Source organism: Pseudomonas sp. Xaverov 83 (genome assembly GCF_019352905.1).
GTDB classification, from domain to species: domain Bacteria; phylum Pseudomonadota; class Gammaproteobacteria; order Pseudomonadales; family Pseudomonadaceae; genus Aquipseudomonas; species Aquipseudomonas yamanorum.
On sequence record NZ_JAAAFU010000040.1, the window covers coordinates 16749 to 41082 of the forward strand.

At 59.0% G+C, this 24334-nt stretch carries 26 protein-coding genes; 14 read left to right on the forward strand and 12 right to left on the reverse strand.

The genetic code is table 11. From position 1 onward, the window contains the following. The first annotated feature begins 170 nt into the window (after nt 1-170). The 4 genes from K0H47_RS14230 to K0H47_RS14245 all read left to right on the forward strand — a co-directional run bounded on the left by K0H47_RS14230 (nt 171) and on the right by K0H47_RS14245 (nt 2569). The gene (locus tag K0H47_RS14230) at nt 171-521 is read left to right on the forward strand and encodes a hypothetical protein (protein ID WP_017480375.1); all 351 of its coding nucleotides are present in this window, start codon (nt 171-173) and stop codon (nt 519-521) included. Between the two features lie 195 nt (nt 522-716). After that, a complete protein-coding gene (locus tag K0H47_RS14235; RefSeq protein WP_219272983.1) occupies nt 717-1367 on the forward strand; it encodes a c-type cytochrome in 651 nt (216 codons plus the stop codon). Continuing rightward, complete coding sequence (locus K0H47_RS14240) at nt 1364-2275, forward strand: c-type cytochrome (RefSeq protein WP_177026571.1); 912 nt, start codon at nt 1364-1366, stop codon at nt 2273-2275. The genes K0H47_RS14235 and K0H47_RS14240 overlap by 4 nt, the downstream gene beginning before the upstream one ends. A 63-nt stretch (nt 2276-2338) precedes the next feature. Next, on the forward strand, nt 2339-2569 hold the full coding sequence (locus tag K0H47_RS14245) for a hypothetical protein (protein WP_003212582.1): 231 nt from the start codon (nt 2339-2341) through the stop codon (nt 2567-2569). Here the strand turns inward: K0H47_RS14245 and K0H47_RS14250 are convergent, their stop codons facing one another. Together K0H47_RS14250 and K0H47_RS14255 are read right to left on the reverse strand one after the other, a co-directional pair. Next, a complete protein-coding gene (locus tag K0H47_RS14250; protein WP_003212581.1) occupies nt 2570-2854 on the reverse strand; it encodes a hypothetical protein in 285 nt (94 codons plus the stop codon). It lies immediately after the preceding gene. A gap of 145 nt (nt 2855-2999) precedes the next feature. Continuing rightward, the gene (locus tag K0H47_RS14255; RefSeq protein WP_003212580.1) at nt 3000-3185 is read right to left on the reverse strand and encodes a hypothetical protein; all 186 of its coding nucleotides are present in this window, start codon (nt 3183-3185) and stop codon (nt 3000-3002) included. 307 nt (nt 3186-3492) lie between these two features. On the opposite strand from K0H47_RS14255, the gene galU reads away from it, so the two are divergent. After that, nucleotides 3493-4332 carry a UTP--glucose-1-phosphate uridylyltransferase GalU gene (gene galU / locus K0H47_RS14260; RefSeq protein ID WP_003212579.1) on the forward strand — a complete coding sequence of 280 codons (840 nt, stop codon included), beginning with the start codon at nt 3493-3495 and terminating at the stop codon, nt 4330-4332. A 103-nt stretch (nt 4333-4435) separates the two neighbouring features. Further along, on the forward strand, nt 4436-5794 hold the full coding sequence (gene gorA, locus K0H47_RS14265; protein ID WP_219272985.1) for a glutathione-disulfide reductase: 1359 nt from the start codon (nt 4436-4438) through the stop codon (nt 5792-5794). Here gorA and K0H47_RS14270 read toward each other — a convergent pair whose 3' ends face one another. Then, on the reverse strand, nt 5795-6802 hold the full coding sequence (locus tag K0H47_RS14270; protein ID WP_218264358.1) for a DNA-binding protein: 1008 nt from the start codon (nt 6800-6802) through the stop codon (nt 5795-5797). It lies immediately after the preceding gene. Nucleotides 6803-6963: 161 nt separating this feature from the next. Between K0H47_RS14270 and K0H47_RS14275 the strand changes: the two genes are divergently transcribed. The 3 genes from K0H47_RS14275 to ahpF all read left to right on the forward strand — a co-directional run bounded on the left by K0H47_RS14275 (nt 6964) and on the right by ahpF (nt 10284). Then, the gene (locus K0H47_RS14275) at nt 6964-7890 is read left to right on the forward strand and encodes a site-specific integrase (RefSeq protein WP_177072091.1); all 927 of its coding nucleotides are present in this window, start codon (nt 6964-6966) and stop codon (nt 7888-7890) included. Between the two features lie 149 nt (nt 7891-8039). Next, a complete protein-coding gene (gene ahpC / locus K0H47_RS14280; RefSeq protein ID WP_003173835.1) occupies nt 8040-8603 on the forward strand; it encodes an alkyl hydroperoxide reductase subunit C in 564 nt (187 codons plus the stop codon). A 127-nt stretch (nt 8604-8730) separates the two neighbouring features. Continuing rightward, nucleotides 8731-10284, forward strand: coding sequence for an alkyl hydroperoxide reductase subunit F (gene ahpF / locus K0H47_RS14285; RefSeq protein ID WP_063030435.1), 1554 nt, complete (start codon nt 8731-8733; stop codon nt 10282-10284). Nucleotides 10285-10335: 51 nt separating this feature from the next. Here ahpF and gloA read toward each other — a convergent pair whose 3' ends face one another. Continuing rightward, the gene (gloA, locus tag K0H47_RS14290; RefSeq protein WP_017480383.1) at nt 10336-10857 is read right to left on the reverse strand and encodes a lactoylglutathione lyase; all 522 of its coding nucleotides are present in this window, start codon (nt 10855-10857) and stop codon (nt 10336-10338) included. Nucleotides 10858-11051: 194 nt separating this feature from the next. Here gloA and K0H47_RS14295 point away from each other — a divergent pair, with 194 nt between their 5' ends. Further along, on the forward strand, nt 11052-11588 hold the full coding sequence (locus K0H47_RS14295; protein WP_177026568.1) for a DUF4946 domain-containing protein: 537 nt from the start codon (nt 11052-11054) through the stop codon (nt 11586-11588). A gap of 170 nt (nt 11589-11758) precedes the next feature. Here K0H47_RS14295 and K0H47_RS14300 read toward each other — a convergent pair whose 3' ends face one another. The 3 genes from K0H47_RS14300 to K0H47_RS14310 all read right to left on the reverse strand — a co-directional run bounded on the left by K0H47_RS14300 (nt 11759) and on the right by K0H47_RS14310 (nt 14862). Beyond that, a complete protein-coding gene (locus tag K0H47_RS14300) occupies nt 11759-12124 on the reverse strand; it encodes a histone-like nucleoid-structuring protein, MvaT/MvaU family (protein WP_017480385.1) in 366 nt (121 codons plus the stop codon). A 196-nt stretch (nt 12125-12320) separates the two neighbouring features. Next, nucleotides 12321-13865, reverse strand: coding sequence for an EAL domain-containing protein (locus K0H47_RS14305; protein WP_219272987.1), 1545 nt, complete (start codon nt 13863-13865; stop codon nt 12321-12323). Between the two features lie 124 nt (nt 13866-13989). Then, nucleotides 13990-14862, reverse strand: coding sequence for a LysR family transcriptional regulator (locus K0H47_RS14310; protein WP_201142923.1), 873 nt, complete (start codon nt 14860-14862; stop codon nt 13990-13992). Between the two features lie 77 nt (nt 14863-14939). Between K0H47_RS14310 and K0H47_RS14315 the strand changes: the two genes are divergently transcribed. Further along, nucleotides 14940-15863 carry a DMT family transporter gene (locus K0H47_RS14315; RefSeq protein ID WP_219272989.1) on the forward strand — a complete coding sequence of 308 codons (924 nt, stop codon included), beginning with the start codon at nt 14940-14942 and terminating at the stop codon, nt 15861-15863. A 245-nt stretch (nt 15864-16108) separates the two neighbouring features. Continuing rightward, a complete protein-coding gene (gene hppD, locus K0H47_RS14320) occupies nt 16109-17185 on the forward strand; it encodes a 4-hydroxyphenylpyruvate dioxygenase (RefSeq protein ID WP_177072094.1) in 1077 nt (358 codons plus the stop codon). A gap of 60 nt (nt 17186-17245) precedes the next feature. Here the strand turns inward: hppD and rarD are convergent, their stop codons facing one another. From rarD to K0H47_RS14335, 3 genes are all read right to left on the reverse strand, one after another. Beyond that, nucleotides 17246-18127 carry an EamA family transporter RarD gene (rarD, locus tag K0H47_RS14325; RefSeq protein WP_177072095.1) on the reverse strand — a complete coding sequence of 294 codons (882 nt, stop codon included), beginning with the start codon at nt 18125-18127 and terminating at the stop codon, nt 17246-17248. 136 nt (nt 18128-18263) lie between these two features. Next, a complete protein-coding gene (locus K0H47_RS14330; protein ID WP_093197256.1) occupies nt 18264-19274 on the reverse strand; it encodes an aldo/keto reductase in 1011 nt (336 codons plus the stop codon). A gap of 75 nt (nt 19275-19349) precedes the next feature. After that, complete coding sequence (locus K0H47_RS14335; RefSeq protein WP_093197250.1) at nt 19350-20252, reverse strand: LysR family transcriptional regulator; 903 nt, start codon at nt 20250-20252, stop codon at nt 19350-19352. Between the two features lie 100 nt (nt 20253-20352). On the opposite strand from K0H47_RS14335, the gene K0H47_RS14340 reads away from it, so the two are divergent. Further along, complete coding sequence (locus K0H47_RS14340; protein ID WP_219272990.1) at nt 20353-21057, forward strand: SDR family oxidoreductase; 705 nt, start codon at nt 20353-20355, stop codon at nt 21055-21057. Between the two features lie 66 nt (nt 21058-21123). On the opposite strand, the gene K0H47_RS14345 is transcribed toward K0H47_RS14340, so the two are convergent. Both K0H47_RS14345 and K0H47_RS14350 read right to left on the reverse strand, forming a co-directional pair. Next, nucleotides 21124-21471: a hypothetical protein gene (locus K0H47_RS14345; RefSeq protein ID WP_152416434.1), complete on the reverse strand. Its 348-nt coding sequence runs from the start codon at nt 21469-21471 to the stop codon at nt 21124-21126. A gap of 231 nt (nt 21472-21702) precedes the next feature. Then, nucleotides 21703-23013, reverse strand: a complete 1311-nt coding sequence (locus tag K0H47_RS14350; protein ID WP_063029935.1) for an MFS transporter — start codon at nt 23011-23013, stop codon at nt 21703-21705. Between the two features lie 160 nt (nt 23014-23173). On the opposite strand from K0H47_RS14350, the gene K0H47_RS14355 reads away from it, so the two are divergent. Next, entirely contained in the window at nt 23174-24280 is a 1107-nt protein-coding gene (locus K0H47_RS14355; RefSeq protein WP_177072096.1) for a sugar diacid recognition domain-containing protein, read from the forward strand. Nucleotides 24281-24334 lie beyond the last annotated feature (54 nt).

The following is a 24334-nucleotide window of genomic DNA, read 5'->3' on the forward strand; positions in this document are numbered from 1 at the left end:
TACGTAGGATAAGATGGAGTTTATCAGCCCCAGCACGTTTATTATCGGACCGTCGTCGACGAGTTCGACAATTTAAAACAGTTATTTACCGAGTTATCAGGGATAAATCCTACATTGGCGGGAGAAAAATACCTTTCTTGCTGTCGTAGGGTCTTTATCGGAGGTTTTTTATGAAGTGGAGTGTGTTGGTTCTGGCCTTGGCGTTGGGTGGATGTGCTTCGGTGGCGGATATCAAGCAGACCCCACCGACACTGGCAGTGATCTCCGGGAAAAAGCCGCAGGAATACGCGGCGTGTATCGTCCAGAAACTGTCGAAAACCCGTAGGCCATCGCAGATCGAGCCCCACAAGGATGGCGTTCAGGTGATCGTTCCGCAGAAGTTTTCTGCTGATCCGTCGGCCATTTTCGAAATTGAAGAGCGCTCCAGCGGTAGCAGCATCAAACTCTACGAGAGCATGTCCAATGTGCCTATTCGTCCGGGTGACGTGAAGGCGGCAGGGGAGGCTTGCATTTCCGGCTGAGTCTATAGCCGCCCACTTTCGAATCCGATCAAGAAACCCGACCTGCCAGTGCAGTGTCGGGTTTTTTGTGTGGGATTTTCAGTAAGTAGCCCTTTTCCTTCAGTGCTGGGTGTTGTGGCGATCTAATCATTACCCTACCATTTGTAGGCTTATGCCTAATTCGCCTAAGCATATAACTATAAAAATGGAGTCGTGATGATGTCTCTGGAACGAGTTCTGGTGGGTAGTGTGCTGCTGCTGATGCTGGGCAATGCCCACGCGCTAGAGGGGAAAAACGTATTTACGCAGGGTGGTTCGCAGCCGGGAGCTGCGCCGTGCGTAGCCTGTCACGGGGCTGATGGGCTGGGGCTGGCAGCGGCCGGCTTTCCGCGCTTGGCCGGTTTGCCAGCGGGGTATTTGCGCAAGCAACTGCAGGATTTTAAAAGCGGCGCCCGTAACAGCCCGGTGATGCAGCCGCTGGCCAACGCCCTGACGGAAGAGGAAATCAATGCTGTGACCTGGGAGCTGGCGGCAATGCCTGCGCCGGTGGCCGTTTCGGTGCACCGTAGCGAAATGCCAACCGACGCTGCGCAAAAGATTGCCCTGCAAGGCGCGTGGGAGCGCCAGATTCCGGCGTGTGTCAGTTGTCATGGGCCGGCTGGCGTGGGTGTTGGCGACGCATTTCCGCCCCTGGCCGGGCAATCCGCGGCCTACCTGGTGGCGCAGTTGAATGCCTGGCGCAGTGGCACCCGCCATAACGATCCGAACGATTTGATGGGCCATATCGCCAAATCCCTCAGCGCTGAAGAAGCACAGGCCGTGGCCACCTATTTTGCGTCGTTGAGCGGCCAGGAGGCCAAGCCATGAAGCTTTTCTTATTGGCAACCCTTGCCAGTGTGCCTGTCCATGCCGCCACCATCGCCATGGAAGACCAGTCACAGTTGCAGCCAGTCGCCCGTTCGACGGCTGCCGCGCAGTTCCAGCCGCCGCAAGAGAGCGAGCTGCCGGACAACGCCTACGGCAAGCTGGTGAAGCAGGGCTACGCCCTGTTTGTCGACACCAAGCGCCTGGCGCCGCAATTTGTCGGCAATGGTCTCAATTGCAGTAATTGCCATCTGGACCAGGGCCGCCTGGCCAATTCCGCGCCGCTGTGGGGCGCCTACCCGATGTATCCGGCGTATCGAAAAAAGAACGACAAGGTCAACACCTTCGCCGAGCGCTTGCAGGGCTGTTTCCAGTTCAGCATGAATGGTGGCACGCCACCGGCTGCAGACAGCCCGGAAATTACTGCGCTGTCGGTGTATGCCTATTGGCTGTCGAGCAAGGCGCCGTTGGGCGTCGATTTGCCGGGGCGGGGGTATCCGGACGTGCCGACACCTGCCAAGGGTTACGACCTGGCCCAGGGCGCGGAGGTCTATAAGGGCCAATGCGCGGTGTGCCATGGCGCCGAAGGCCAGGGCCAGAAAGTCGGTGACAGCTACGTGATGCCGCCGCTTTGGGGTAAAGATTCCTACAACTGGGGCGCCGGGATGCACCGGATCAACACGGCCGCGTCCTTCATCAAGCACAACATGCCCCTGGGTAAGGGCGGCAGCTTGAGCGACCAGCAAGCCTGGGACGTCGCAGCTTACGTCAACCGCCACGAGCGACCCCAGGACCCGCGCCTGGTGGAGGGCTCCGTGGAGAAAACCCGGCTGAAGTTCCACGCCAATGACGGCATCAATCTTTACGGGCAGACGGTCGACGGCGTACTGATCGGCCAAGGCATCCGTTAAACTGTCGGTCACCCACAAAAAATGCCGCTGAATCAGCGGCATTGTCTTTTCGGAAGTTCAGTCATGAAGCGTGAGCAAGTCAGAGAACAGCATGCAGGGGGGCATATATCTGCGACCCATGTGATTCAAAATCCCGCGGATACGGGCGAGTGGATCGTGTTCTTCAAGAAGAGCGGCGGCCGCAGCTATTTCCTGGTGGATGACCAGGACGAAGTCGAATCCTTTTCTCGCCTGGACGACTTAATCGAGACCATTCGCGGCCTGGGCATCAAATTCGCCGAAATTCACATGTAATTATTTGCAGACCACGGTCACGCTGCGGGTCTTGTAGTTGCCGACATCCTTGCCCAGGGTCTTGTCGCTTTCTTTCAGGGCCGGTGTGCCTTCGGTGCCGACAATCCGGTAACCGGTCCCTGCGCAGGACGCATCAGCCTTTTCATAGCAGCTGGCCCAGGAGTTGGCTTCGCCGGAACAATCGATGGCCAGCCCTTGTTCGCCGTTTTTCAGCACGGTGTCGGAAGTGGTGGTGCAGCCACCGGTAAGCGCCAGTACCGCAATCAGTGCCAGGATCTTGTTCATGTAGGAGTCGTCATTAGGGTGTTGGAGGGAAGCGCTGACACTGTCGTGGGGCGTTTCAGGCGAGATTATAGCGAACCGCCATCAAGGTACAGACAAACACAAAAAAGCCCCGATAAACGAGGCTTGATTGGCGTTTCTGCGGGTGTTACTTGGTTTTGGGGCGCTTGCTCGACGCATGGCCCGCTTCATCCACAAACACTTCGGCCACGGCACAGGCTTGAGCTTCGGTCGCGAATGCCCCGGCAACGCTGTCGCCGTGGAAGTTGATCAAGTGCCAGCCATCTGCTCGCTTGGTGATCAGGTAGCCGTTCACGCCTTTTGGTTCTGACATCTATCAATCTCGTTGTCTGGTTCAAGGCGGTAATGATAGCGCCAAACGGCGCGGGGCGGCGCAAGATGTTGCAGGTCAGTGCCGATCGCCATAAAGCGTGCTAAAAAGGTTTAAGCCCTTTGAATGACGGGCGCAAGTCGACGATTTCTAACAGCGGCGAAGGTACTGGATTGAATGCCGGCGGAACTTACGCCGACATTTTTCCTCTATGTTGACATCGCAACGCCAGCAGGACCCATTGTAAGGTGACTGCGGCCTGATTAGACTGCGCCGAATTTCGTACGCACAGCCCTTTGTAAGGACTCATATGATCAAGAAATGCTTGTTCCCAGCAGCCGGTTACGGCACTCGCTTCCTGCCAGCGACCAAGGCCATGCCCAAAGAAATGCTGCCGGTGGTGAACAAGCCACTGATCCAGTACGGCGTGGAAGAAGCACTGGATGCCGGCCTGAACGAAATTTCGATCGTGACCGGCCGTGGCAAACGCGCCCTGGAAGACCACTTCGACATCAGCTACGAGCTGGAAAACCAGATCAAGGGCACCGACAAGGAAAAATACCTGGTCGGCATCCGTAAACTGCTCGACGAGTGCTCGTTCTCCTACACCCGTCAGACCCAAATGAAAGGCCTGGGTCACGCGATCCTGACCGGTCGCCCGCTGATCGGTGACGAACCTTTCGCCGTGGTACTGGCGGATGACCTGTGTGTAAACCTGGAAGGCGACGGCGTCCTGACCCAGATGGTCAAGCTTTACCAGAAGTACCGTTGCACTATCGTCGCGGTTCAAGAGGTTGATCCTCAGGAAACCAACAAGTACGGCGTGATCGCCGGCGACGATATCGGTGATGGCCTGATCCGCGTACGTGACATGGTTGAAAAACCGGCGCCGGAAGATGCTCCGTCGAACCTGGCGATCATCGGTCGCTATATCCTGACTCCGGACATCTTCAAGCTGATCGAAGAAACCGAGCCGGGCAAGGGTGGCGAGATCCAGATCACCGACGCCCTGCTGAAGCAGGCAAAAGACGGTTGCGTGATTGCCTACAAGTTCAAGGGTCGTCGTTTTGACTGCGGTGGCGCTGAAGGCTACATCGAAGCAACCAACTTCTGCTACGAGCACTTCTACAAGACTGGCAAGGCTTACTGATTCACGGTTGCCTGCTTGATCTGGGAAAGCCACCTTCGGGTGGCTTTTTCGTTTTTCGGCCCCATGTAAGCAGGTATGCTGTTGTCCTGCCGAGGAGAGTGAAATGGCCTACGATTTTGACCTTTATGTAATTGGTGCCGGTTCCGGTGGTGTGCGCGCTGCACGATTCGCCGCAGGTTTTGGCGCCAAGGTGGCAGTGGCTGAAAGCCGCTACCTGGGCGGTACCTGCGTGAACGTGGGCTGCGTGCCGAAGAAGCTGTTGGTGTACGGCGCGCATTTCGCCGAAGACTTCGAGCAGGCCAGCGGTTTCGGCTGGTCCCTGGGCGAAGCAAACTTCGATTGGGCGACCCTGATCGCCAATAAGGATCGCGAGATCAACCGCCTCAATGGCATCTACCGCAACCTGCTGGTCAACAGCGGCGTGACCCTGCATGAAGGGCATGCGCGGTTGGTGGACCCGCATCAGGTGGAAATCAACGGTGAGCGCTTCACCGCCAAGCACATTCTGGTGGCTACCGGTGGCTGGCCGCAGATCCCGGAGATCCCGGGGCGCGAGCACGCCATTGGCTCCAATGAGGCGTTCTTCCTCAAAGAGTTGCCCAAGCGTGTGCTGGTGGTTGGCGGCGGTTACATCGCTGTCGAGTTTGCCGGGATTTTCCATGGCTTGGGTGCGCAGACCTCGCTGTTGTATCGCGGCGACTTGTTCTTGCGCGGTTTTGACGGTTCGGTGCGCACGCACTTGAAGGAAGAGCTGACCAAGCGTGGTCTGGATCTGCAATTCAATGCTGACATCGAACGTATCGAGAAGCAGGCCGACGGCAGCCTCAAGGCCACCTTGAAAGACGGCCGGGTGCTGGAAACCGATTGCGTGTTCTACGCCACCGGCCGGCGCCCGATGCTCGATAACCTGGGGCTGGAAAACACCGGCGTCAAGTTGGACAAGCGTGGCTTTGTTGAGGTGGATGACCTGTACCAGACTGCGGAATCGTCGATTCTGGCGATTGGTGATGTGATTGGTCGCGTGCAACTGACGCCGGTGGCGCTGGCTGAAGGCATGGCCGTGGCACGTCGCCTGTTCAAGCCTGAGCAATATCGCCCGGTGGATTACGCGATGATCCCGACGGCGGTGTTCAGCCTGCCAAACATCGGCACCGTGGGCCTCAGCGAAGAGCAGGCACGTGAAGACGGGCACAAGGTGCAGGTGTTCGAAAGCCGCTTCCGGCCGATGAAGCTGACCCTGACCGAGCGCCAGGAAAAGACCCTGATGAAGCTAGTGGTGGACGCCGAGACCGACAAGGTCCTGGGTTGCCACATGGTCGGCCCTGACGCCGGGGAGATCGTGCAGGGCCTGGCGATCGCACTCAAGGCGGGTGCGACCAAGCAGCATTTCGATGAGACCATCGGCGTGCACCCTACGGCGGCGGAAGAGTTCGTCACCATGCGCATGCCGGTGGCGCAGTAATCAGCCCTCGGTAGTTGCCTCTGGCGCCGTCGCAACGACGGCCGCCAGGCGCAGCGCCTCGATGCTGGCCTGGGCTTTGACCAGGTCCAGCTCCAGGGTTTTGTTGGTCTGCTGATGCTCGGCCAGCGCTTCCTGGCGCGTCTGACTTTCCAGCAGTGCAACCCGCAAGCGTTCCTGCAGCAGGGTGCGTTCGCTGTCGATCACGCTCACCTGTTCGCTAAGCTGGCGCTGCTGATCGCGGTCCTGGCGGGCCTGTTCCTGCAGTGCGCTCAATTCCTTCACCGTCACTCGATGCTCAATCAGCAGGCGCTCGTTATCGCGATGCAGCTGGGTGATCTCGTCCTGGCGCACCATTGCGCTCTGCTGAGCCTGACGCAGCTCGGCCTGCACCTGTTGCAACTGACCCTCATGGCGGCGCTGTTCCTGCTCACGCTGATCCTTGATTGCGTTGCGGTAATGCTCGAGAGCATCCCGGGCGTGCAGGTGCTTTTCTTCCAGTGAGCGAATCTGCTCGTCCTTGTCGCTGATCCGCAGCTCGTAATCGCTGCACGCCTGGCTCAGCCCGGCGTTGCGGGTTTGCTCGGTTTGCAGGCTGGAGCGGGTGCTTTGCAGCGCCGCACTTTCGTCCGCCAGGGCGGCTGCCTGGATATCGAATTGTTGCTTGAGTTGGCTGTGGGCAGCTTCCAGCTCCTCGACCTGGGCGAGCAGGGCGGCTTTCTGTTGCTGGAACTGAGCCAGGGCCAGGTCGATAGGCTCCTGTGCCTTTTCCTTAAGGCGCTGGGCCAGCCGTGCCACCAGTTCGCCCAGCTCGTCATCGATGGGCGCTTCGGTGATGGTCTGGCGGGTTTCGCTTTCGTCCAGCTCCTTCAGATAGCGGTGGATCGTGGTTTTCGAGCCGGTATTGCCCATCTCGATGCGTACTGCATCGATGCTTGGGTTCTCGCCGCGGGCGAGGATCGCCAGGCGCGCCGTTTGAACTACTGCTTTATTGATGCCGCCGCGAGCCATGGAGTCTCCGTCGATTTAGTACTGTGGTACGTAGTATGTATATACGTACTATATCACGATTATATTTACCCTGAAATTGATGATTTAACAGATGGGATATTGGCGTATTATCCCGTGTGATCAAGGTTTTGAAGTGGACAGCGCCCAATGGCAGTACAGGTATGAGTGAACTGGACCGTTATCTGAATGCGGCCACCCGCGATAACACCCGCCGCAGTTATCGAGCGGCAATCGAACATTTCGAGGTGAATTGGGGTGGATTCCTGCCGGCCACCAGCGACAGCGTGGCGCGCTACCTGGTGGCCCATGCGGGCGTGTTGTCGGTCAACACGTTGAAGCTGCGCTTGTCGGCCTTGGCCCAGTGGCATACCAGCCAGGGTTTTCCCGATCCGACCAAGGCGCCGGTGGTGCGTAAAGTGCTGAAAGGGATTCGCGCCGTGCACCCGGCTCAGGAAAAGCAGGCGGAGCCGTTGCAACTCCAACACTTGGAACAGGTGATCCAGTTTCTCGAGCAGGAAGGCAACGATGCTCGAAGCGCCGAAGATCATCCGCGGTGGCTGCGAGCTAAGCGCGATGCCGCGTTGATCCTGCTGGGTTTCTGGCGCGGCTTTCGCAGTGACGAGCTGTGCCGGTTGAATATCGAGCACGTGCAGGCAGTACCCGGTTCGGGCATTACCCTGTATTTGCCGCGCAGTAAAAGCGATCGGGAGAACCTGGGTCGCACTTACCAGACGCCAGCGTTGCTGCGCCTGTGCCCGGTCCAGGCCTACAGCGAGTGGCTCAGTGCTTCAGCGCTGGTACGCGGTCCGGTATTTCGCGGCATAGACCGCTGGGGCAACCTGGGAGAGGAGGGTTTGCACCCCAACAGCGTGATCCCGCTGTTGCGCCAGGCCCTGGAGCGCGCCGGCATTGCAGCGGATCAATACACCAGCCACTCCCTGCGCCGGGGCTTTGCCACCTGGGCCCATCGTAGCGGCTGGGACTTGAAGTCATTGATGACTTACGTCGGCTGGAAAGACATGAAATCGGCCATGCGCTATGTTGAAGCGACACCCTTTCTCGGCATGGCCCGAGCATCCCTCGAGTGATTTAAGGTTTCTTCTATTAATACAGTCCCTTGATAGTGAAAACCAATCGTCAGCATCAGGTTTGCCAATGAGCCATCGGCCGGGAGAGTGGGTAGGATTCACCTCATCAACTTTCTAAGCCCTTCTACAAACCTGACGGAGAGTCAACGATGCCTATCATCAACAGCCAAGTAAAACCGTTCAAAGCTACCGCCTACAAAAACGGCAACTTCGTAGACGTGACTGATGCTGACCTGAAAGGCAAATGGTCTGTCGTCTTCTTCTACCCAGCCGACTTCACCTTCGTCTGCCCAACCGAACTGGAAGACCTGGCTGACAACTACGCCGAATTCCAGAAACTGGGCGTCGAAATCTACAGCGTTTCCACCGACACCCACTTTGCCCACGCAGCCTGGCACAACACTTCGCCAGCCATCGGCAAAATCCAGTACACCATGATCGGTGACCCGACCCTGACCATCTCCCGCAACTTCGACGTACTGATCGAAGAAGCTGGCCTGGCAGACCGTGGCACCTTCGTGATCAACCCAGAAGGCCAGATCAAAATCGTTGAACTGAACGATGGCGGCGTTGGCCGTGACGCTTCCGAGCTGCTGCGCAAAATCAAGGCGGCCCAGTACGTTGCTGCTCACCCGGGCGAAGTCTGCCCAGCCAAGTGGAAAGAAGGCGAAGCCACCCTGGCTCCGTCCCTTGACCTGGTCGGCAAGATCTAAGTCTGTGAAGTACCAAGGGCGGATGACCGCACCTAAGTAAGCTGCATCCGCCCTCAAAACGCCCGGGCGAGATTCGCTCGGGCGTTTTTTTGTCTGCAATAAGCCGAATTAATAGGAAATCGCCCGTATGTTGGACGCCAATCTTAAAGCTCAGTTGAAGTCATACCTGGAACGGGTCACCCAGCCGATCGAGATCGTTGCCTCCCTCGACGACGGTGCGAAATCCCAGGAAATGCTTGCCCTCTTGCAGGATGTAGCCAGCCTCTCAACGCTGATTACCCTGAAAAGCGATGGCGATGATGCGCGCAAGCCATCGTTCTCCATCAACCGCCCGGGTGCCGATATCAGCCTGCGTTTCGCCGGCATCCCAATGGGCCATGAATTCACTTCGCTGGTGCTGGCACTGCTGCAAGTCGGCGGCCACCCCTCGAAGGCCAGTGTCGAAGTGATTGAACAGATTCGTGCCCTTAAAGGCGAGTTCAGCTTCGAAACTTACTTCTCGCTGTCGTGCCAGAACTGCCCGGACGTGGTCCAGGCGCTGAACCTGATGGCAGTACTGAACCCGAACATCCGCCACGTCGCCATCGACGGTGCGCTGTTCCAGGCCGAAGTCGATGATCGTCAGATCATGGCTGTGCCGAGCGTTTACCTGAACGGTGTTAGCTTCGGCCAGGGCCGCATGGGCCTGGAAGAGATCCTCGCCAAGCTCGACACCAGCGGCATTGAAAAACAAGCCGAGAAAATCAGCGCCAAAGAGGCCTTTGACGTACTGGTCGTTGGCGGTGGCCCAGCCGGTGCCGCTGCGGCGATCTACGCGGCCCGTAAAGGCATTCGTACCGGTGTGGCCGCTGAGCGTTTTGGTGGCCAGGTGCTGGATACCATGGCGATCGAGAACTTTATCTCGGTGCAGGAAACCGAAGGGCCGAAACTGGCCAGTGCCCTTGAAGAACACGTCAAACAGTACGACGTGGACATCATGAACCTGCAACGCGCCAACGCGCTGATTCCGGCCAAGAACGCGGGTGAACTGCACGAAATCCGTTTCGAAAGCGGTGCGACCCTCAAGTCCAAGACCGTGATCCTGGCCACCGGCGCCCGCTGGCGTGAAATGGGCGTGCCGGGCGAGCAGGAATACAAGGCCAAGGGCGTGTGCTTCTGCCCGCATTGCGATGGTCCACTGTTCAAAGGCAAGCGTGTGGCGGTGATCGGCGGCGGTAACTCCGGCGTTGAGGCGGCCATCGACCTGGCCGGTATTGTCAGCCACGTGACCTTGCTGGAATTCGACAGCAAACTGCGCGCCGATGCGGTATTGCAACGTAAGTTGTACAGCCTGCCCAACGTTGACGTGATCACCAGTGCGCTCACCAGCGAAGTCAAAGGCGATGGCCAGAAGGTCACCGGCCTGGCGTACAAGGACCGTGACAGCGGCGAGTTCAAGACCGTCGACCTGGAAGGGATCTTTGTCCAGATCGGTTTGCTGCCCAACACCGACTGGCTCAAGGGTACCGTCGAGCTGTCGCCCCGTGGCGAGATCATTGTCGATGCCCGGGGTGAGACCTCATTGCCAGGTGTCTTTGCTGCCGGCGACGTCACCACCGTGCCGTACAAGCAGATCGTGATCGCCGTGGGCGAGGGCGCCAAGGCTTCCCTGAGTGCTTTCGATCACCTGATCCGCAGCTAAGCTGCCGGCCCTGAAACGAAAAACCCCATGAGTGATCATGGGGTTTTTTTGTTACAGCGGCGTTGGCTGAATGATTTCAACCCAGTACGCATCCGGGTCTTTCACGAAGGCCAGGCTCTTCATGCGGCCATCACTCAAGCGCTTCTGGAAGTCGCAGCCCAACTCCTCAAAGCGCGCGCAGGCCGCAACAATGTCCGGTACCGAAATGCAGATATGGCCAAAGCCACGTGGGTCGGTGTTGCCGTTGTGATAGGCAAAGTCCGCGTCGTTTTCGGTGCCGTGGTTGTGGGTCAGTTCCAGGATGCCCGGAATCGACTTCATCCACTGGGTGCGTGCGGCGGCGTCGGCCGGGATCTGGGCCTTGTCCACCAAGGCCAGGAAGTACAGGCTGAATTCGGCTTCCGGGAAGTCACGTTTTTCAACCAGGGAAAAACCCAATACGCGGGTGTAGAAGTCCAGCGACTTGGTGATGTCTTTGACCCGCAGCATGGTGTGGTTGAACACGAAGTTCGCGGTGGCGGTGTCAGGTTGGGCGGTGACGCCCGGGAAGGTGTTCAGTTCGTGCAGGCTCATGGGCCCTCCAGAGAAGAATGGGGCAAACGTGGCTCTAGTTCGAGCGATCCCTTGGCTTGCGGCTGGCATCCGTGCAGCCGGTCCATGATACGCAGCCCTGCCGGTTGCGCCAAATGAAAAAGGTCACGCAGCCCTTGCGAGCAGCGGGTACAGAGGCCCAAACTTTGTGGCTTGAACCTTGAGTGTTTTTCGCAATGATCGGATTTCGCGCACCGCTGTTAAGTACCCTGGGCCTGTTGTTGGGCAGCACTGCTGCATGGGCGGCTGACCCGGAAGTTCACTGGCCCAGCGGCTGGCAGGTGGAGGAGGTGGTGCCCGACGATCAGGCTCCGGCGCAGCCTTCGGCAGTGTCCCGCCAGCGTGCGATCAAGAATGATGAAAATGGCACGACGTTGATGGTCATGGAGTTGACAGGCACTCCGATCGAAGCGGGGCATACGGTCAATCTTCAAGGTGTGCTGCTGGAAATGCGCAAGTCCATCCAGAAAGACTTTGCCCAAGGCGGTTATCAAAGTGTGTGCACCAAGATGCACCCCACAACATTGAGCCGCCTTGAGGCGTTGGAAACTACTTGTGTAATCACCGAGAACGGTCGGCATGTGCTGTCGCAAACCCTGGTGGGAGCGGTCGACACCGATAAAGCCTATGTATTTTCATACGCAGGCCAGGCCCAGGCTTACGAATCAAGCAAGGATGAAGTCAGTTCGGTGCGTGACAGCCTGAAACTTTGAGCGCTGTAGGCAAAGCAGGGAATTAGTCGATCTGAACAAAGTGAAATGTTTTTTAAAGTTCGTTTTTGAAAGTGTCCGGGTCCTGTTTTGTTTCAATATCGATGCCTGTAAACAAAAAAGCCCTGCATGTGCAGGGCTTTTCTTAGTGCGTTTGTACTAGCTGCAAAGCATTAGCCGCGAAGCCAGGAATCTACAGTGGCCGCGCCGTATTGTTCTTTCCATGCCTTCAGGCCGCGGTGGTTGCCGCCTTTGGTTTCGATCAGTTCGCCAGTGTGCGGGTTGTGGTAAACCTTGACCACACGTGCACGGCGCTGTTTTGGTGCAGTTGCGACAGAAGCGCCGGACTTGCTCGGGTTAGGGTCCAGGATGGAGATGATGTCGCGCAGGCTTTTGCCGTAGGTTTTCATCAGCCCTTGCAGCTTTTCTTCGAATTCGATTTCTTTCTTCAGGCCTGCGTCGTTCTTCAGGGATTCCAGCTGGGCAAGCTGCTCTTGAAGGGCTTTTTCTGCTGCGCGAAATTCGGCGAGTCTGGACAAAATCTATACTCCAATAGTGTATTTGGCTGATATCTACTGCAAACAAAGCGATAAGCCAAGAGCCTTAAGGCGACTCAACAAAAGTGGCCTTCCTGCCAATTCAGCACAGGCAGGAAAAATTGTAGTAGTTAATCAGCCATGAGTAAATCATGTCTTTTGTATAAATAACAATATTTCCGTTGAAGTGGTTGGCTATTCAATGGCTGTTCAGAAATCTAATGAACTCATCGCAAGGTACAGGCTTGCCAAACAGGTAGCCCTGCAAGAAATCAACACCTTGAGCGGCAAGATATTCGCATTGTTCTGGTGTTTCGACACCTTCGGCAACGATGCCCAAGTCGAGCTTGGCAGACAGTTCAATGATGCTGTCGAGTATATGCCGCGACAGTGCATCAACCCCGATCATCGCCACAAAGCTTTGATCTATCTTCAAGTAATCGACATTGAAGTTGCGTAAATAACCCAGGCTCGAGTGACCGGTACCGAAGTCGTCGATCGCAATCATTACCCCCATTTCGTGCAGCGCCTGGAACAGTTGGCGGGTGACATCCGTGGGTTCGATCAACTCGCGCTCGGTCAATTCCAGCACCAGAATCACCTTGCCCGGCGGGAAGGCGGCGAGGAATTCCCGGCAGTCCTCCACCAGTTCCAGGTCGTGACAATGGCGGGCGGTGATGTTGATCCCGACATGAAAGCCATCCGCGAACTGCTCGGCGTGGGGCGCCAGTTGCAAGGCGGTCTGGCGCATCAAGGCGCGGGTCATTGGCACGATCAGGCCGGAATGCTCGGCCAGGGGAATGAACAGGTCGGGGCGCACCAGGCCTTCCTTGGGGTGATTCCAGCGCATCAACACTTCACAACCGGCCCACTGGCGAATGTCCTGGCCACGTACCACCGGCTGGTAATAGGGCACGAACTCATTGGCACCCAAGGCACGTTGCAGCTCGAGGGTCGGTGCCGATGAGCGCTTTTGCAGCCAGTGGGCGAGGATGCTCGCCAACACGCCGAAAAACACCACCAGGATGAACAGCGCAGGATACCGCGCCTGCATGTAGCGCCAGGTTTCGCCCTCCGGCATCCCGGCTTCCACGCTGTAGGTATACCGCGTGGAGTCGAGATGATGGTGCGCGACGGAAAATGTCGGCAGCGCTGTGCTGTGCACCTTGCCATCCGACGCCAGCCAGTTAGGCCCCACCTGCAACACCAGGTCGGTATATCGACTGATCAGGCGCAAGGCGTTGGTCAAGTGGTAGCCATCAATGGAGGCAAAGGCCCCACGGTCGCCCTCGGTGAGGCGATACACCAGCAATGCGGTGTCAGGTGTCACCGGGTTGCCTTTCATCAGCCAAAGGCGGCCATCGACGTAGTCTTCAGGGTTGACCGGCGACTGGTAGTTGCCACCAAACAACGAGCTGCAATAGATGTTTCTCTGCCAGGACAAGGTCGTGGCGCGCACAAAAGGCCGACGGGTGACTTGTTCCCGTAGCGCCAGTTGTGTCGGGTTATCACATTCATGGCCGGCCAGCGGCAGCAAGTCCTTGGCGGCGAGGGCGGTATTGTCGAGCATCAGGTCGAACTGGCGCACGGCTTCCCGGGCGGTTTGCGCGGTGCTGTGCTCCAGGGTGCGCCCCGCTTGCCAGTACAGGATCAGCACCCCCAGCAAAATCGGCAGTGCGCCGCTGAGCAGAGTGATCAGGAGGCGGGTGCTGGCTTTTCGTGGGCCTTTGACGGTCAGTGGCATCTGTGCAGCCTGTAGCGGGAGGGGGCGATAAGACGCTCAAATGCGGTCGGGACAACCACGGCAGCCGTCCAACAAAGCGTATTGGTATTGGCCATGATAGATGGCGGCAGGGGACTGTGCATGTTCAATAAAGCGTCAAGCGTGTGGCCAGTTCAATAAATGCCAGGGTCGCCGGCGAGGACTGTCGTCGATCCAGAACCGCCAGCCCGACCTGGCGTTTGACGGCAGGCTTGAGCGGCTTGACCAGGTAATCCGGCGCTGCGGATTCAGGCAATGACAGCTCGGCAACAATGGTCACGCCGTCGCCCCGGCGCACGGTGTCCAGGGTGCTGAGCAACTGTGAACAGCGGTAACGCACATCCGGCTGCAGCCCGGCACCGACGAACAGCCTTGAGACCAGTTCGGACGAGCCGGCCTGGGTCAGGATAAAGGGTTCGCCGCAGAGCGCCTTGAGGCTGACACTCGGCTGCGCGCCCAGGTGATGCCCCGATGGCAACAGTGCGACCAACTGATCCTCAATTAACGGGAACGTATCGAAGCGCTCTTCAGGCAGCACCACAAACCCAACATCGACGCGCCGCTCTTCCAGCCACTGCATCACCTGCCGATCAGGGCCTTCGTCGACGTGCACCTCGATGCCCGGATGCAACTCGCGAAAGCGTTGCAAAATCTTCGGCAACAGACGAATCGATGAAGTTGGCCCGAACGAACCGATGCGCAGCGTGCCGCGCTTCATCCCGCGGGCATCGGCGGCTTCCTGTTGCAGTGTATTGGCCAGCCCGAGCATGGCCCGGGCGCGCAGCAGCAGTTGTTGGCCGATATCGCTGAGTTCGACTTGAGATTGATGGCGGCGGATCAACTCCACACCCAGTTCCTGTTCCAGGGATTTGATCGCATGGGACACCGCCGACTGGCTGATGCCCAGGCGATTGGCGGCGCTGGTGAAGCCTTGCAATTCGGCCACCAGGGAGAAGATTTCCAGCTGGGTAAGGGTCATGAGTATTTACTCATTTTACGATGACAAAAGATTAGCTAAACAATAAACCAATCCCACGTTTCTTGAGTAGAAATCTGATGACCCCGACTTCTGACCGTCTCACGTATTTGAAATTGGCGGCGGTGACCGTGATCTGGGGCGGCACCTTCGTGGCCGGGCGCTATCTGGCCGCAGGCCTGGACCCGCTGCTGGCGGCGACCGTGCGCTTTGTGCTGGCCAGCCTCGCGTTGCTGGTCTTCCTGGGTGTAGCGCGTATTCGTCTGGTGCGCCCGACCAACGCACAGCTTGCGCAACTGACCGTACTCGGTTTTTTCGGGATCTTTTTCTACAACCTGTGCTTTTTCTACGGCCTGCATTACATCAATGCGTCCCGGGCATCGTTGATCGTCGCACTGAACCCTGCGGTGATTGGCCTGGCGTCGTGGCTGCTGTTCAAGGAGCGGCTGGGGCAGGTGAAACTGTTGGGTATCGCGCTGTGCCTGGGCGGCGCGGGGTTGGTGATCGTCAGCCGCAACCCGCAGCTGTTGCAGGGCGGCGCGCATGCCTGGATCGGTGATCTGTTGATCTTTGGCTGCGTGGTGGGGTGGGGCGTGTATTCGCTGTTCTCTCGCAGCCTCAACCAAAGCCTGGGGCCGTTGCAAACCGTGACCTGGTCGATCCTGTTGGGCACGCTGATGCTGACGATCACCACACTGGTGACCGGACGATTGACGGTCGCCGCAGTGAGCCGCATCGATCTGCCCCAACTGCTGAGCTTGTTGTACCTCGGCGTGCTGGGGTCGGCACTGGCCTACATCGGCTACTACGATGGTCTGCGCCGCATCGGCGCCACCCGGGCGGGTGTGTTCATCGCTCTCAATCCGCTGACGGCGGTGATCTGCGGTGCATTGCTGCTCGGCGAGCAACTCACCGCGCCGATGCTACTGGGCGGGGCAGTGATCCTGCTGGGCATCTACCTGTGCAACAAACCCCTTGCGCGGGTGAGGGCAATGGGGATTTGATAAGAGTACGGACAAATCTGTTTACGCTGTGTAGAATCGATTTACGCATACAAGAATAAGGACTTGCGCTAACGCAAGCCTCGCCCGTAAGAGACTGATGTAACCATGAAGCTACTCGGGTCCCCCCTCATCTTTGGTGACTTCCTCGCCCGCAGCGTGCGGGGTATCTCCTGTGCGCCACCCGCTGACCTCATCCTTGCTCGCAAATAAACATGTGTAACTACAAGAATGATGAGGCACCGAAAATGACAGACCTATACGAAAACCCAATGGGCCTGATGGGCTTTGAATTCATCGAATTCGCTTCGCCAACCCCGGGCACCCTGGAGCCGATCTTCGAGATCATGGGCTTCACCAAAGTCGCGACGCACCGTTCCAAGAACGTGCACCTGTTCCGTCAGGGCGAGATCAACCTGATCCTCAACAATGAACCCAACAGCATCGCCTCCTACTTTGCGGTCGAGCACGGCCCGTCGGTGTGCGGCATGGCGTTTCGCGTGAAAGACTCGCAACAGGCCTACAACCGGGCCCTGGAACTGGGCGCCCAGCCCATCCATATCGAAACCGGCCCGATGGAATTGAACCTGCCAGCGATCAAGGGCATTGGCGGCGCGCCGCTGTACCTGATCGACCGCTTCGGCGAAGGCAGCTCAATCTATGACATCGACTTCGTGTACCTCGAAGGCGTTGAACGCAACCCGGTGGGCGCCGGCCTGAAAGTCATCGATCACCTGACCCACAACGTGTACCGCGGGCGCATGGTCTATTGGGCGAACTTCTACGAGAAACTGTTCAACTTCCGTGAGGCGCGTTACTTCGATATCAAGGGCGAGTACACCGGCCTGACCTCCAAGGCCATGAGCGCCCCGGACGGCATGATCCGCATCCCGCTGAACGAAGAGTCGTCCAAAGGCGCCGGGCAGATCGAAGAGTTCCTGATGCAGTTCAACGGCGAGGGCATCCAGCACGTGGCGTTCCTCACCGATGACCTGGTCAAGACCTGGGACGCGCTGAAGAAAATCGGCATGCGCTTCATGACTGCGCCGCCAGACACCTACTACGAGATGCTCGAAGGCCGCCTGCCAAACCACGGCGAGCCGGTGGACCAGTTGCAAGCGCGGGGCATCCTGCTGGACGGTTCGTCGGTGGCGGGGGACAAGCGTCTGCTGCTGCAGATCTTCTCGGAAACCCTGATGGGCCCGGTGTTCTTCGAGTTCATCCAGCGCAAGGGTGATGACGGTTTCGGCGAAGGTAACTTCAAGGCGCTGTTCGAATCCATCGAGCGCGACCAGGTACGCCGTGGTGTGCTCACCGCTGACTGATCGTTGATGTAAAAAAGCCCGGTCGTGGGGATCCGCGACCGGGCTTTTTTTCGTCTGGAATCAGGCTTTACGTTGGCGAACCAGGTGCTTGAAACCTTCGTATACCAGCACCATCACGGCCAGCCAGATCGGCAGATAGGTCAGCCATTCTCCCGCCTTGATGCTTTCTCCCAGCAACAAGGCGACCCCGAGCAACAGCACCGGCTCCACATAGCTGAGCAGCCCGAACAAGCTGAACGCCAACAAGCGGCTGGCAACGATGTAGCACACCAGCGCCGAGGCACTGATCAAGCCCAGCATCGGGATCAAGGCATACAAGCCCTTGTGGGCATCGAGCACGGCAAACCCCTGTTCGCCGCTTTGCACGAACCATAACGCCACCGGCAACATCAGCGCCATGTCGAGCCACAGCCCGCCCAGGTGGTCAGTCTTCAGGCGTTTGCGCACGATGAAGTAGATCGGGTAACCGATGATCACCACTAACGTGGCCCAAGAGAAACCACCGACCTGATACAACTCGTTAAGTACGCCGAGGCCGGCAAAAAACACCGCGACCTTTTGCAGGCGTGACAATTGTTCGCCATACACCAGGCGCCCGGTCAGCACCATGGTCAACGGCAGCAGGAAATACCCCAGGGAGACATCCAGGCTACGCCCGTTGAGCGGTGCCCACATGAACAGCCACAACTGCACCCCCAGCAAGGCCGAAGACAACAGCAACCCGCCGATCAACCCGGGTTTGGCCGCCACCAGCCGAACCAACTCCCACACCCGCCGCCACTCGCCGCTGACGATCATGAACACCGTCATGCAGGGGACCGTCAGCAGCATCCGCCAGCCGAAGATCTCCAGACCGCTCAAGGGTGTGAGCAGCGAGGTGAAGTAATACATCACGGCAAACAACACCGAGGCCAAGACCGATAACACAACACCTTTAGACACACTGTCCTCGCGAAAACCGATTCATACAAAAGAGGGGAGATTTCAGGGAGGGAATATAGTGCTTTTAAGGTGAGATGTTTGCTCTGTTTTGGGGCGGTTTATGGGAGGAACGCTCGGTTCCTCCCGTAAAGTGTGCTTATGGCCGGGCAATTCGGCCCGAGACAAAGTGGCCCACGTCATTGAACCCTGGCGTTGAGGCATGGCCCGGGGTGACCAGCGAATCGATGAAGGCTTCATCTTCTGCCGTGATCTTGACCTCCAGCGCACCGGTGTAGGCATCCCACTGCGCCTCGGTGCGCGGCCCGACAATCGCCGAACTGACCGCCGAGTTGTTCAGCACCCAGGCAATCGCAAACTCAACAATTCCCACGCCACGGCCCTGGGTGTATTGCTGGATCTGCTGGGCGATGCGCAGGGATTCAACGCGCCATTCGGTTTCCAGGATGCGCTTGTCCTGGCGCCCGGCACGGCTGCCGGCCTCAGGCGTTACGTCCGGCGCATACTTGCCGCTGAGCACGCCACGGGCCAGTGGGCTGTAAGGCACCACGCCCAGGCCATAGGCGGCGGCAGCGGTGATCTGCTCCACCTCGGCCTGGCGGTTGACGATGTTGTACAGCGGCTGGCTGATGATCGGCTTGTCCACCCCCAGGCGCTCGGCCACGCGGATCACTTCGGCGATCCGCCAACCGCGGTAGTTGGACAAGCCCCAATGGCGGATCTTGCCCTCGCGGATCAAGTCGCCAATCGCTGAAATCGTGACTTCCAGCGGCGTGTTGTGGTCTTCACGGTGCAGGTAATAGATGTCCAGGTAATCGGTGTCGAGGCGCGTCAGGCTGGCTTCCAACGCGTTGAAAATCCGCTTGCGACTCAGGCCGCTGCGATTGGGCAGTCCGTCCACCGGGCCGATGCCGACTTTCGAGGCCAGCACCCAATCCTGGCGCTGGCGGGCGATGGCTTCGCCGACGATCTCCTCGGAGCGCCCGCCGGTGTAGACGTCGGCGGTGTCGATAAAATTGATGCCTTGATCCCAGGCCTTGTCGATGATGCGCAGCGAATCCTCGGTGTTGGTCTGCTCGCCAAACATCATGCTGCCCAGGGTCAGTGCGCTGACCTTCAACCCGGACTGGCCCAGTGTGCGGTAAATCATCGTGAACACCTCAAAAGGGGGAGACAGACCTATCCAATACCAGACAGCAAGGCTCTGGAACAAGCCCTGGGACGGTTATTGCGGTAATAGTTCGGCGCAGCGCAGTTGCAGGAAGCGGTGCAGTACCTTGACCCGTTCCGACACTTGCAGCCGATGCGGGCACATCAGGTTGAACGGCGTCGGCTCGCCTTGCCAATCGGTGAGCAAGGGCACCAGGCGTCCGGCCTTGATGTCGCGGGCTATATCCAGTCGCGCTTTATAAGCAATGCCATGGCCGGCCAATGCCCAACGCCGCACGATCTCGCCGTCATCACTCAAGTAGTCGCCGCTGACCTCGACTTCCTGCAGCAGCTCACCCTGGCGAAAGTACCAGGTGTTGTTCGCGCGCCCCTGGCGCATATAGCGCAGCGTGCTGTGCTGTGCCAGGTCCTGAGGGATGCGTGGCGTGCCGTGGCGCGCGAGGTAGTCGGGGCTGGCACACGCTACCCGTGTGTGATCGGGCACCACCGGCAGTGCCACCAGGCTGGAGTCCCGTGGTACGCCGAAACGCAGGGCGATGTCGACGGTTTCGCGAAACAGGTCGGCATTGCTGTCGTTGAGCAGCAATTGCAGGCGAACGTTCGGGTGCTCGAGCTTGAACTCATCCAGCCAGCCCAGCAGCACATTGCGCCCGAAATCCGAGGGCGCGGCCAATTGCAGCAAACCACTGAGGCTTTGGCCTTGTTGCTTGATCGCCTGTTCGCCTTCGGACAACGCCTCCAGGGCCACCCGCACGCTGTCCAGGTAGCGCCGGCCTTCTTCAGTCAGGCGCATGCTGCGGGTGGAGCGCGCCAGCAGCCGAATGCCCAGGCGGGTTTCCAGGCGCTTGAGGGCAATGCTGGCGGCCGCCGGGGTCAGGCTGAGGCTACGGGCGGCGGCGGACAGGCTGCCGGTGTCGGCGGTGCGTACGAAGACTTCAAGGTCGAGGATTGAACTCATCTGTAAAAATCCTTTAAAGATCTTGTCGTTTTACCGGGATTTTTCAACGATTGCCAAGCTGGGAAGATGAAAGCTCATTTTCTCAACCAGGTAGTTCTTCATGAATTCTCCCCTCAGCGGCAAAACCATCATCGTCATCGGCGGTAGCAGCGGCATTGGTGCCGCCGTGGCCAAGCAGGCCGTGGCACGCGGCGCCCACGTGGTGCTGGCCGGGCGACGCTTGTCTTCAACCGTGGAGAACGGTGTGCGCAGCGAGCAGGTAGACGTGACCGACGCGGCCTCGTTGCAGCGGTTGTTCGAAACGGTGGGGCCGTTTGATCATCTGGTCTATACCGCAGGCCCTGCGGTACAGGCGAAGGCATTGATCGAGACGGACCTGAACCTGGCGCAAGACAACTTCAACGTAAAACTCTGGGGTTCGCTGCGGGCGATCCAGTCGGCGCTGCCCTTTCTCGCCGAGCACGGCAGCATCACCCTGACGTCGGGACAGTTGGGGCGCAAAACGGTTGCAGGGCAATTCATCAAGACCGGGATCAATGCGGCCACTGAAGCGCTGGGCAAGCAACTGGCCAAGGAACTGGCGCCACGCAGGGTCAATGTGGTGAGTCCTGGGGTGATCGATACCGAGGCGTATTCGGGCTTATCCGAGGAGCAGCGACTGGCAATGTTTGCCAAGGCGGGCGGGGCATTGCCGGTGGGGCGAGTGGGACAGGCCGAAGAAGTGGCTGCCGGGTACCTGCTGGCGATGGAGAACGGGTTTATCACTGGCAGCGTGATTGATGTCGACGGCGGTGGATTGCTCTAAAGGCAGCGGAATAAAAAAGGTCCCGCTTTCAGGCGGGACCTGCATTATCAGTAATCGGGCCGCGCGTTAATAACGCGGTGCCGGAACCGGTTGCGGCGGGTAGTAATAACCCGGAGGAGGCGGCGCCTGGTAGTAGACCGGCGGCGGTTGCTGGATGTACACCGGCTGCGGTTGCACGTAAACCGGTTGTTGCTGCACGTAGACCGGAGGCTGGGAGTTGGCAACCACCGAGCCCACTACCAATCCACCCACCACTGCGCCCAGCAGGGCCGGGCCACCCCAGCCCCAACCACCATGGTAACCACCGTGACCCCATCCATAGCCGTACCCACCACGGGCTTCTGCTTGCCCTGCGATGGCGAGGGTGGCAATAAGCACGATGGCTACTTTCATTTTTGAGAGTCGACTGATCATGACAAGTCCTCTACCTATGCATCGAACCGGTTTTAATAATATTCCCGGGCATACGTTTCAGACAGCACTTTTTGAGGGGATGACGCGGCGCCAGAGTAAAGGTTAGGTAAGGTTTGTAGCCTGTTTGTTACTTGGCTTTGGCATTGAGGTTCAGACGGGTTTCCGGCAGTACTTTAGCTATAAAAACACCGGCGCCGTCATGGAGATCGACGGCACCGGTCTACCCTGATGTCAGCCCTTGAGTGTGCGCGTCATGCGCAACGCCAACACACTGCCCGCGACGATCACCGCCGCCAGCAGGTACAGCGCCAGGTCCGTAGACCCGGTGGCGTCCTTCACAAACCCGACGATATACGGGCTGAGGAAACCCGCCATCTGGCCCATGGAGTTGATCAACGCCAAACCACCCGCGGCAGCACCCGCGCTGAGCATGGCGGTGGGCACCGGCCAGAACATCGGCAGGCCGGTGAGGGCGCCCATGGTGGCGATGGTCAGGCCAAGGATCGCAATGGCCGGGGTGGTTGCAAAGTTCACCGCAATCACCAGCCCGATCGCGCCCATCAACATCGGCACCACCAAGTGCCAGCGACGCTCCTTGCGCAGGTCGGCAGAGCGGCCCACCAGCAGCATGAACACCGCCGCCAGCAGGTACGGGATCGCACTCAGCCAGCCAATTACCAGGTTATCGCTGAAGCCCATGTTCTTGATGATCGATGGCAGCCAGAAGTTGATGGCGTACACACCGCTCTGGATGCAGAAGTAGATCAGGCCGAATGCCCAGATGGCCGGGTTCTTGAACACTTCCAGCAGCGAGTCGCTGGTGGTCTTCGGTTTGTTGGCCAGGTCGGTGGCCTGGTCGGCTTCCAGCACCGCGCGCTCATGGGGCGTGAGCCACTTGGCGTTGGCAAAGCTGTCGCTGAGCAGGAAGTAGGCGAGGGCACCGAGGATCACCGTCGGCACGCCTTGCAGCAGGAACATCCACTGCCAGCCCGCAAGCCCGCCTTGGCCGGCGGCGAAGTGGTTGAGAATCCAGCCGGAGAACGGGCTGCCCAGCAGGCCGGACACCGGAATCGCCGACATGAACAGCGCCATGATCCGCCCACGGCGGAAGGTCGGGAACCACTGCGAGAGGTACAGCACCACGCCCGGGAAGAACCCGGCTTCGGCGGCACCGGTCAGCAGGCGCAAACCATAGAAGTGCGTTGGCGTGCTGACGAACAGCAGGCAGGTGGACAGGGTGCCCCAAACGATCATCATCAGCGCAATCCAGCGCCGTGGACCGAATTTGGTCAACGCCAGGTTGCTCGGCACGCCGCACAGCACGTAGCCGATAAAGAAGATCCCGGCACCGAGGCCGTACACGGTCTCGCTGAATTTCAGGTCGTCGAGCATCTGCAGCTTGGCAAAGCCGACATTGACGCGGTCGAGGTAGTTGAACAGGTAGCAGATGAAAATGAAGGGGATCAGGCGCAGGGTGATGCGCTTGTATACGGCGTTTTTATCGTCATCGGTGGCCTGGGTAACAGCGGCGCTCTGTGACATGGCAGTCTCTCTTTATTATGATTTTTCGCGATGCGAGGGTAACGTTGATCGCCCAATGAGTCTCGGCCACCTCAAGGGGTGATGTCTTTGTGCTCGCGCACAGTCAAGCATCGTTTGCGCTGTGCCTATGAACAACCGGTTTTTTCAGGAATTTAGCCCCATGTTCGAGCTGGATCATGACTTGGCGCAGGATATCGTCAATCGCACCATGGCGATCCTGCCCTATAACGTCAACGTCATGGACAGCCAGGGCCTGATCCTCGGCAGCGGCGAACCCGAACGCATTAACACCCGCCATGAAGGCGCGCAGTTGGTGCTGGCGAATGTGCGCGTGGTGGAGATCGACAGCCAAACCGCCAAGCACCTCAAGGGCGTGCAACCCGGGATCAACCTGCCGCTGCTGCACGACCAGCGCCTGATCGGCGTGCTGGGCATTACCGGCGAGCCGGAATTGCTGCGTACCTATGCGCAACTCGTACGCATGACCGCCGAAATGCTGGTCAGCCAGCGTCACCAGCAAGCCGAGCAGCAATGGCGGCGCCAACGTTGCGATGACCTGCTGGCGCTCCTTCTGGCCGAGACCGGCGACTCGCCGCGGCTGGTGGATGAAGCGCAGCAGCTGGGCCTCAAACCGCAGATGGCACGTACGCCGTACCTGTTTGAACTGGGCAGCGGCCAGTCGGCGGAAGCCTTGAGCGCCTGGCTGACCTCGCGCTACCCGGACAGCTGGTGCGTCAGCTCCGCACAGTTCTCCCTGCTGTGGTGCCGACCGGCGTCGGTGCAAGTCGACAACCCGCGCCTGCTGGAAAAACTCGACGGCCTGGGCTGGAACATCCTGCGGGTCGCCGTCGGCGGGCAAGCAGACGGCCTGGCCGGGCTACGCCGTTGCTACCGGCGGGTCGGCGATCTGCTTGCCTATGGCCGCGATGTGCTGCCCGAGTCGCGGTTGCTGACCCTCAATCGCTATCGCCTGCCGGTAATGCTCTGGCGCCACCGCAACGACGACGCCCTCGACGAACTGCTCAACCCGCTGCGCAAGGTACTGGCCAAGGACAGCAACGGCCAGTTGCTGGCGACCCTGCGCAGTTGGTGCGATCACGACGGCCAAAGCCAGGCGTGCGCCGATGCTCTGGGCATTCACCGCAACAGCCTGCGCTATCGCATGGAGCGCATCGCCGAGTTGAGCGGCGTCGACCCGTTGACCCTCGATGGCATGCTTGCGTTGTACCTGGGCGTACAGCTATTGCCGCAGGCTTTGTCGAAATGAACAACAAACCCCAGCCACTCTTGTGCAATGGACCGGCGTTATTGCCGGTGCCAA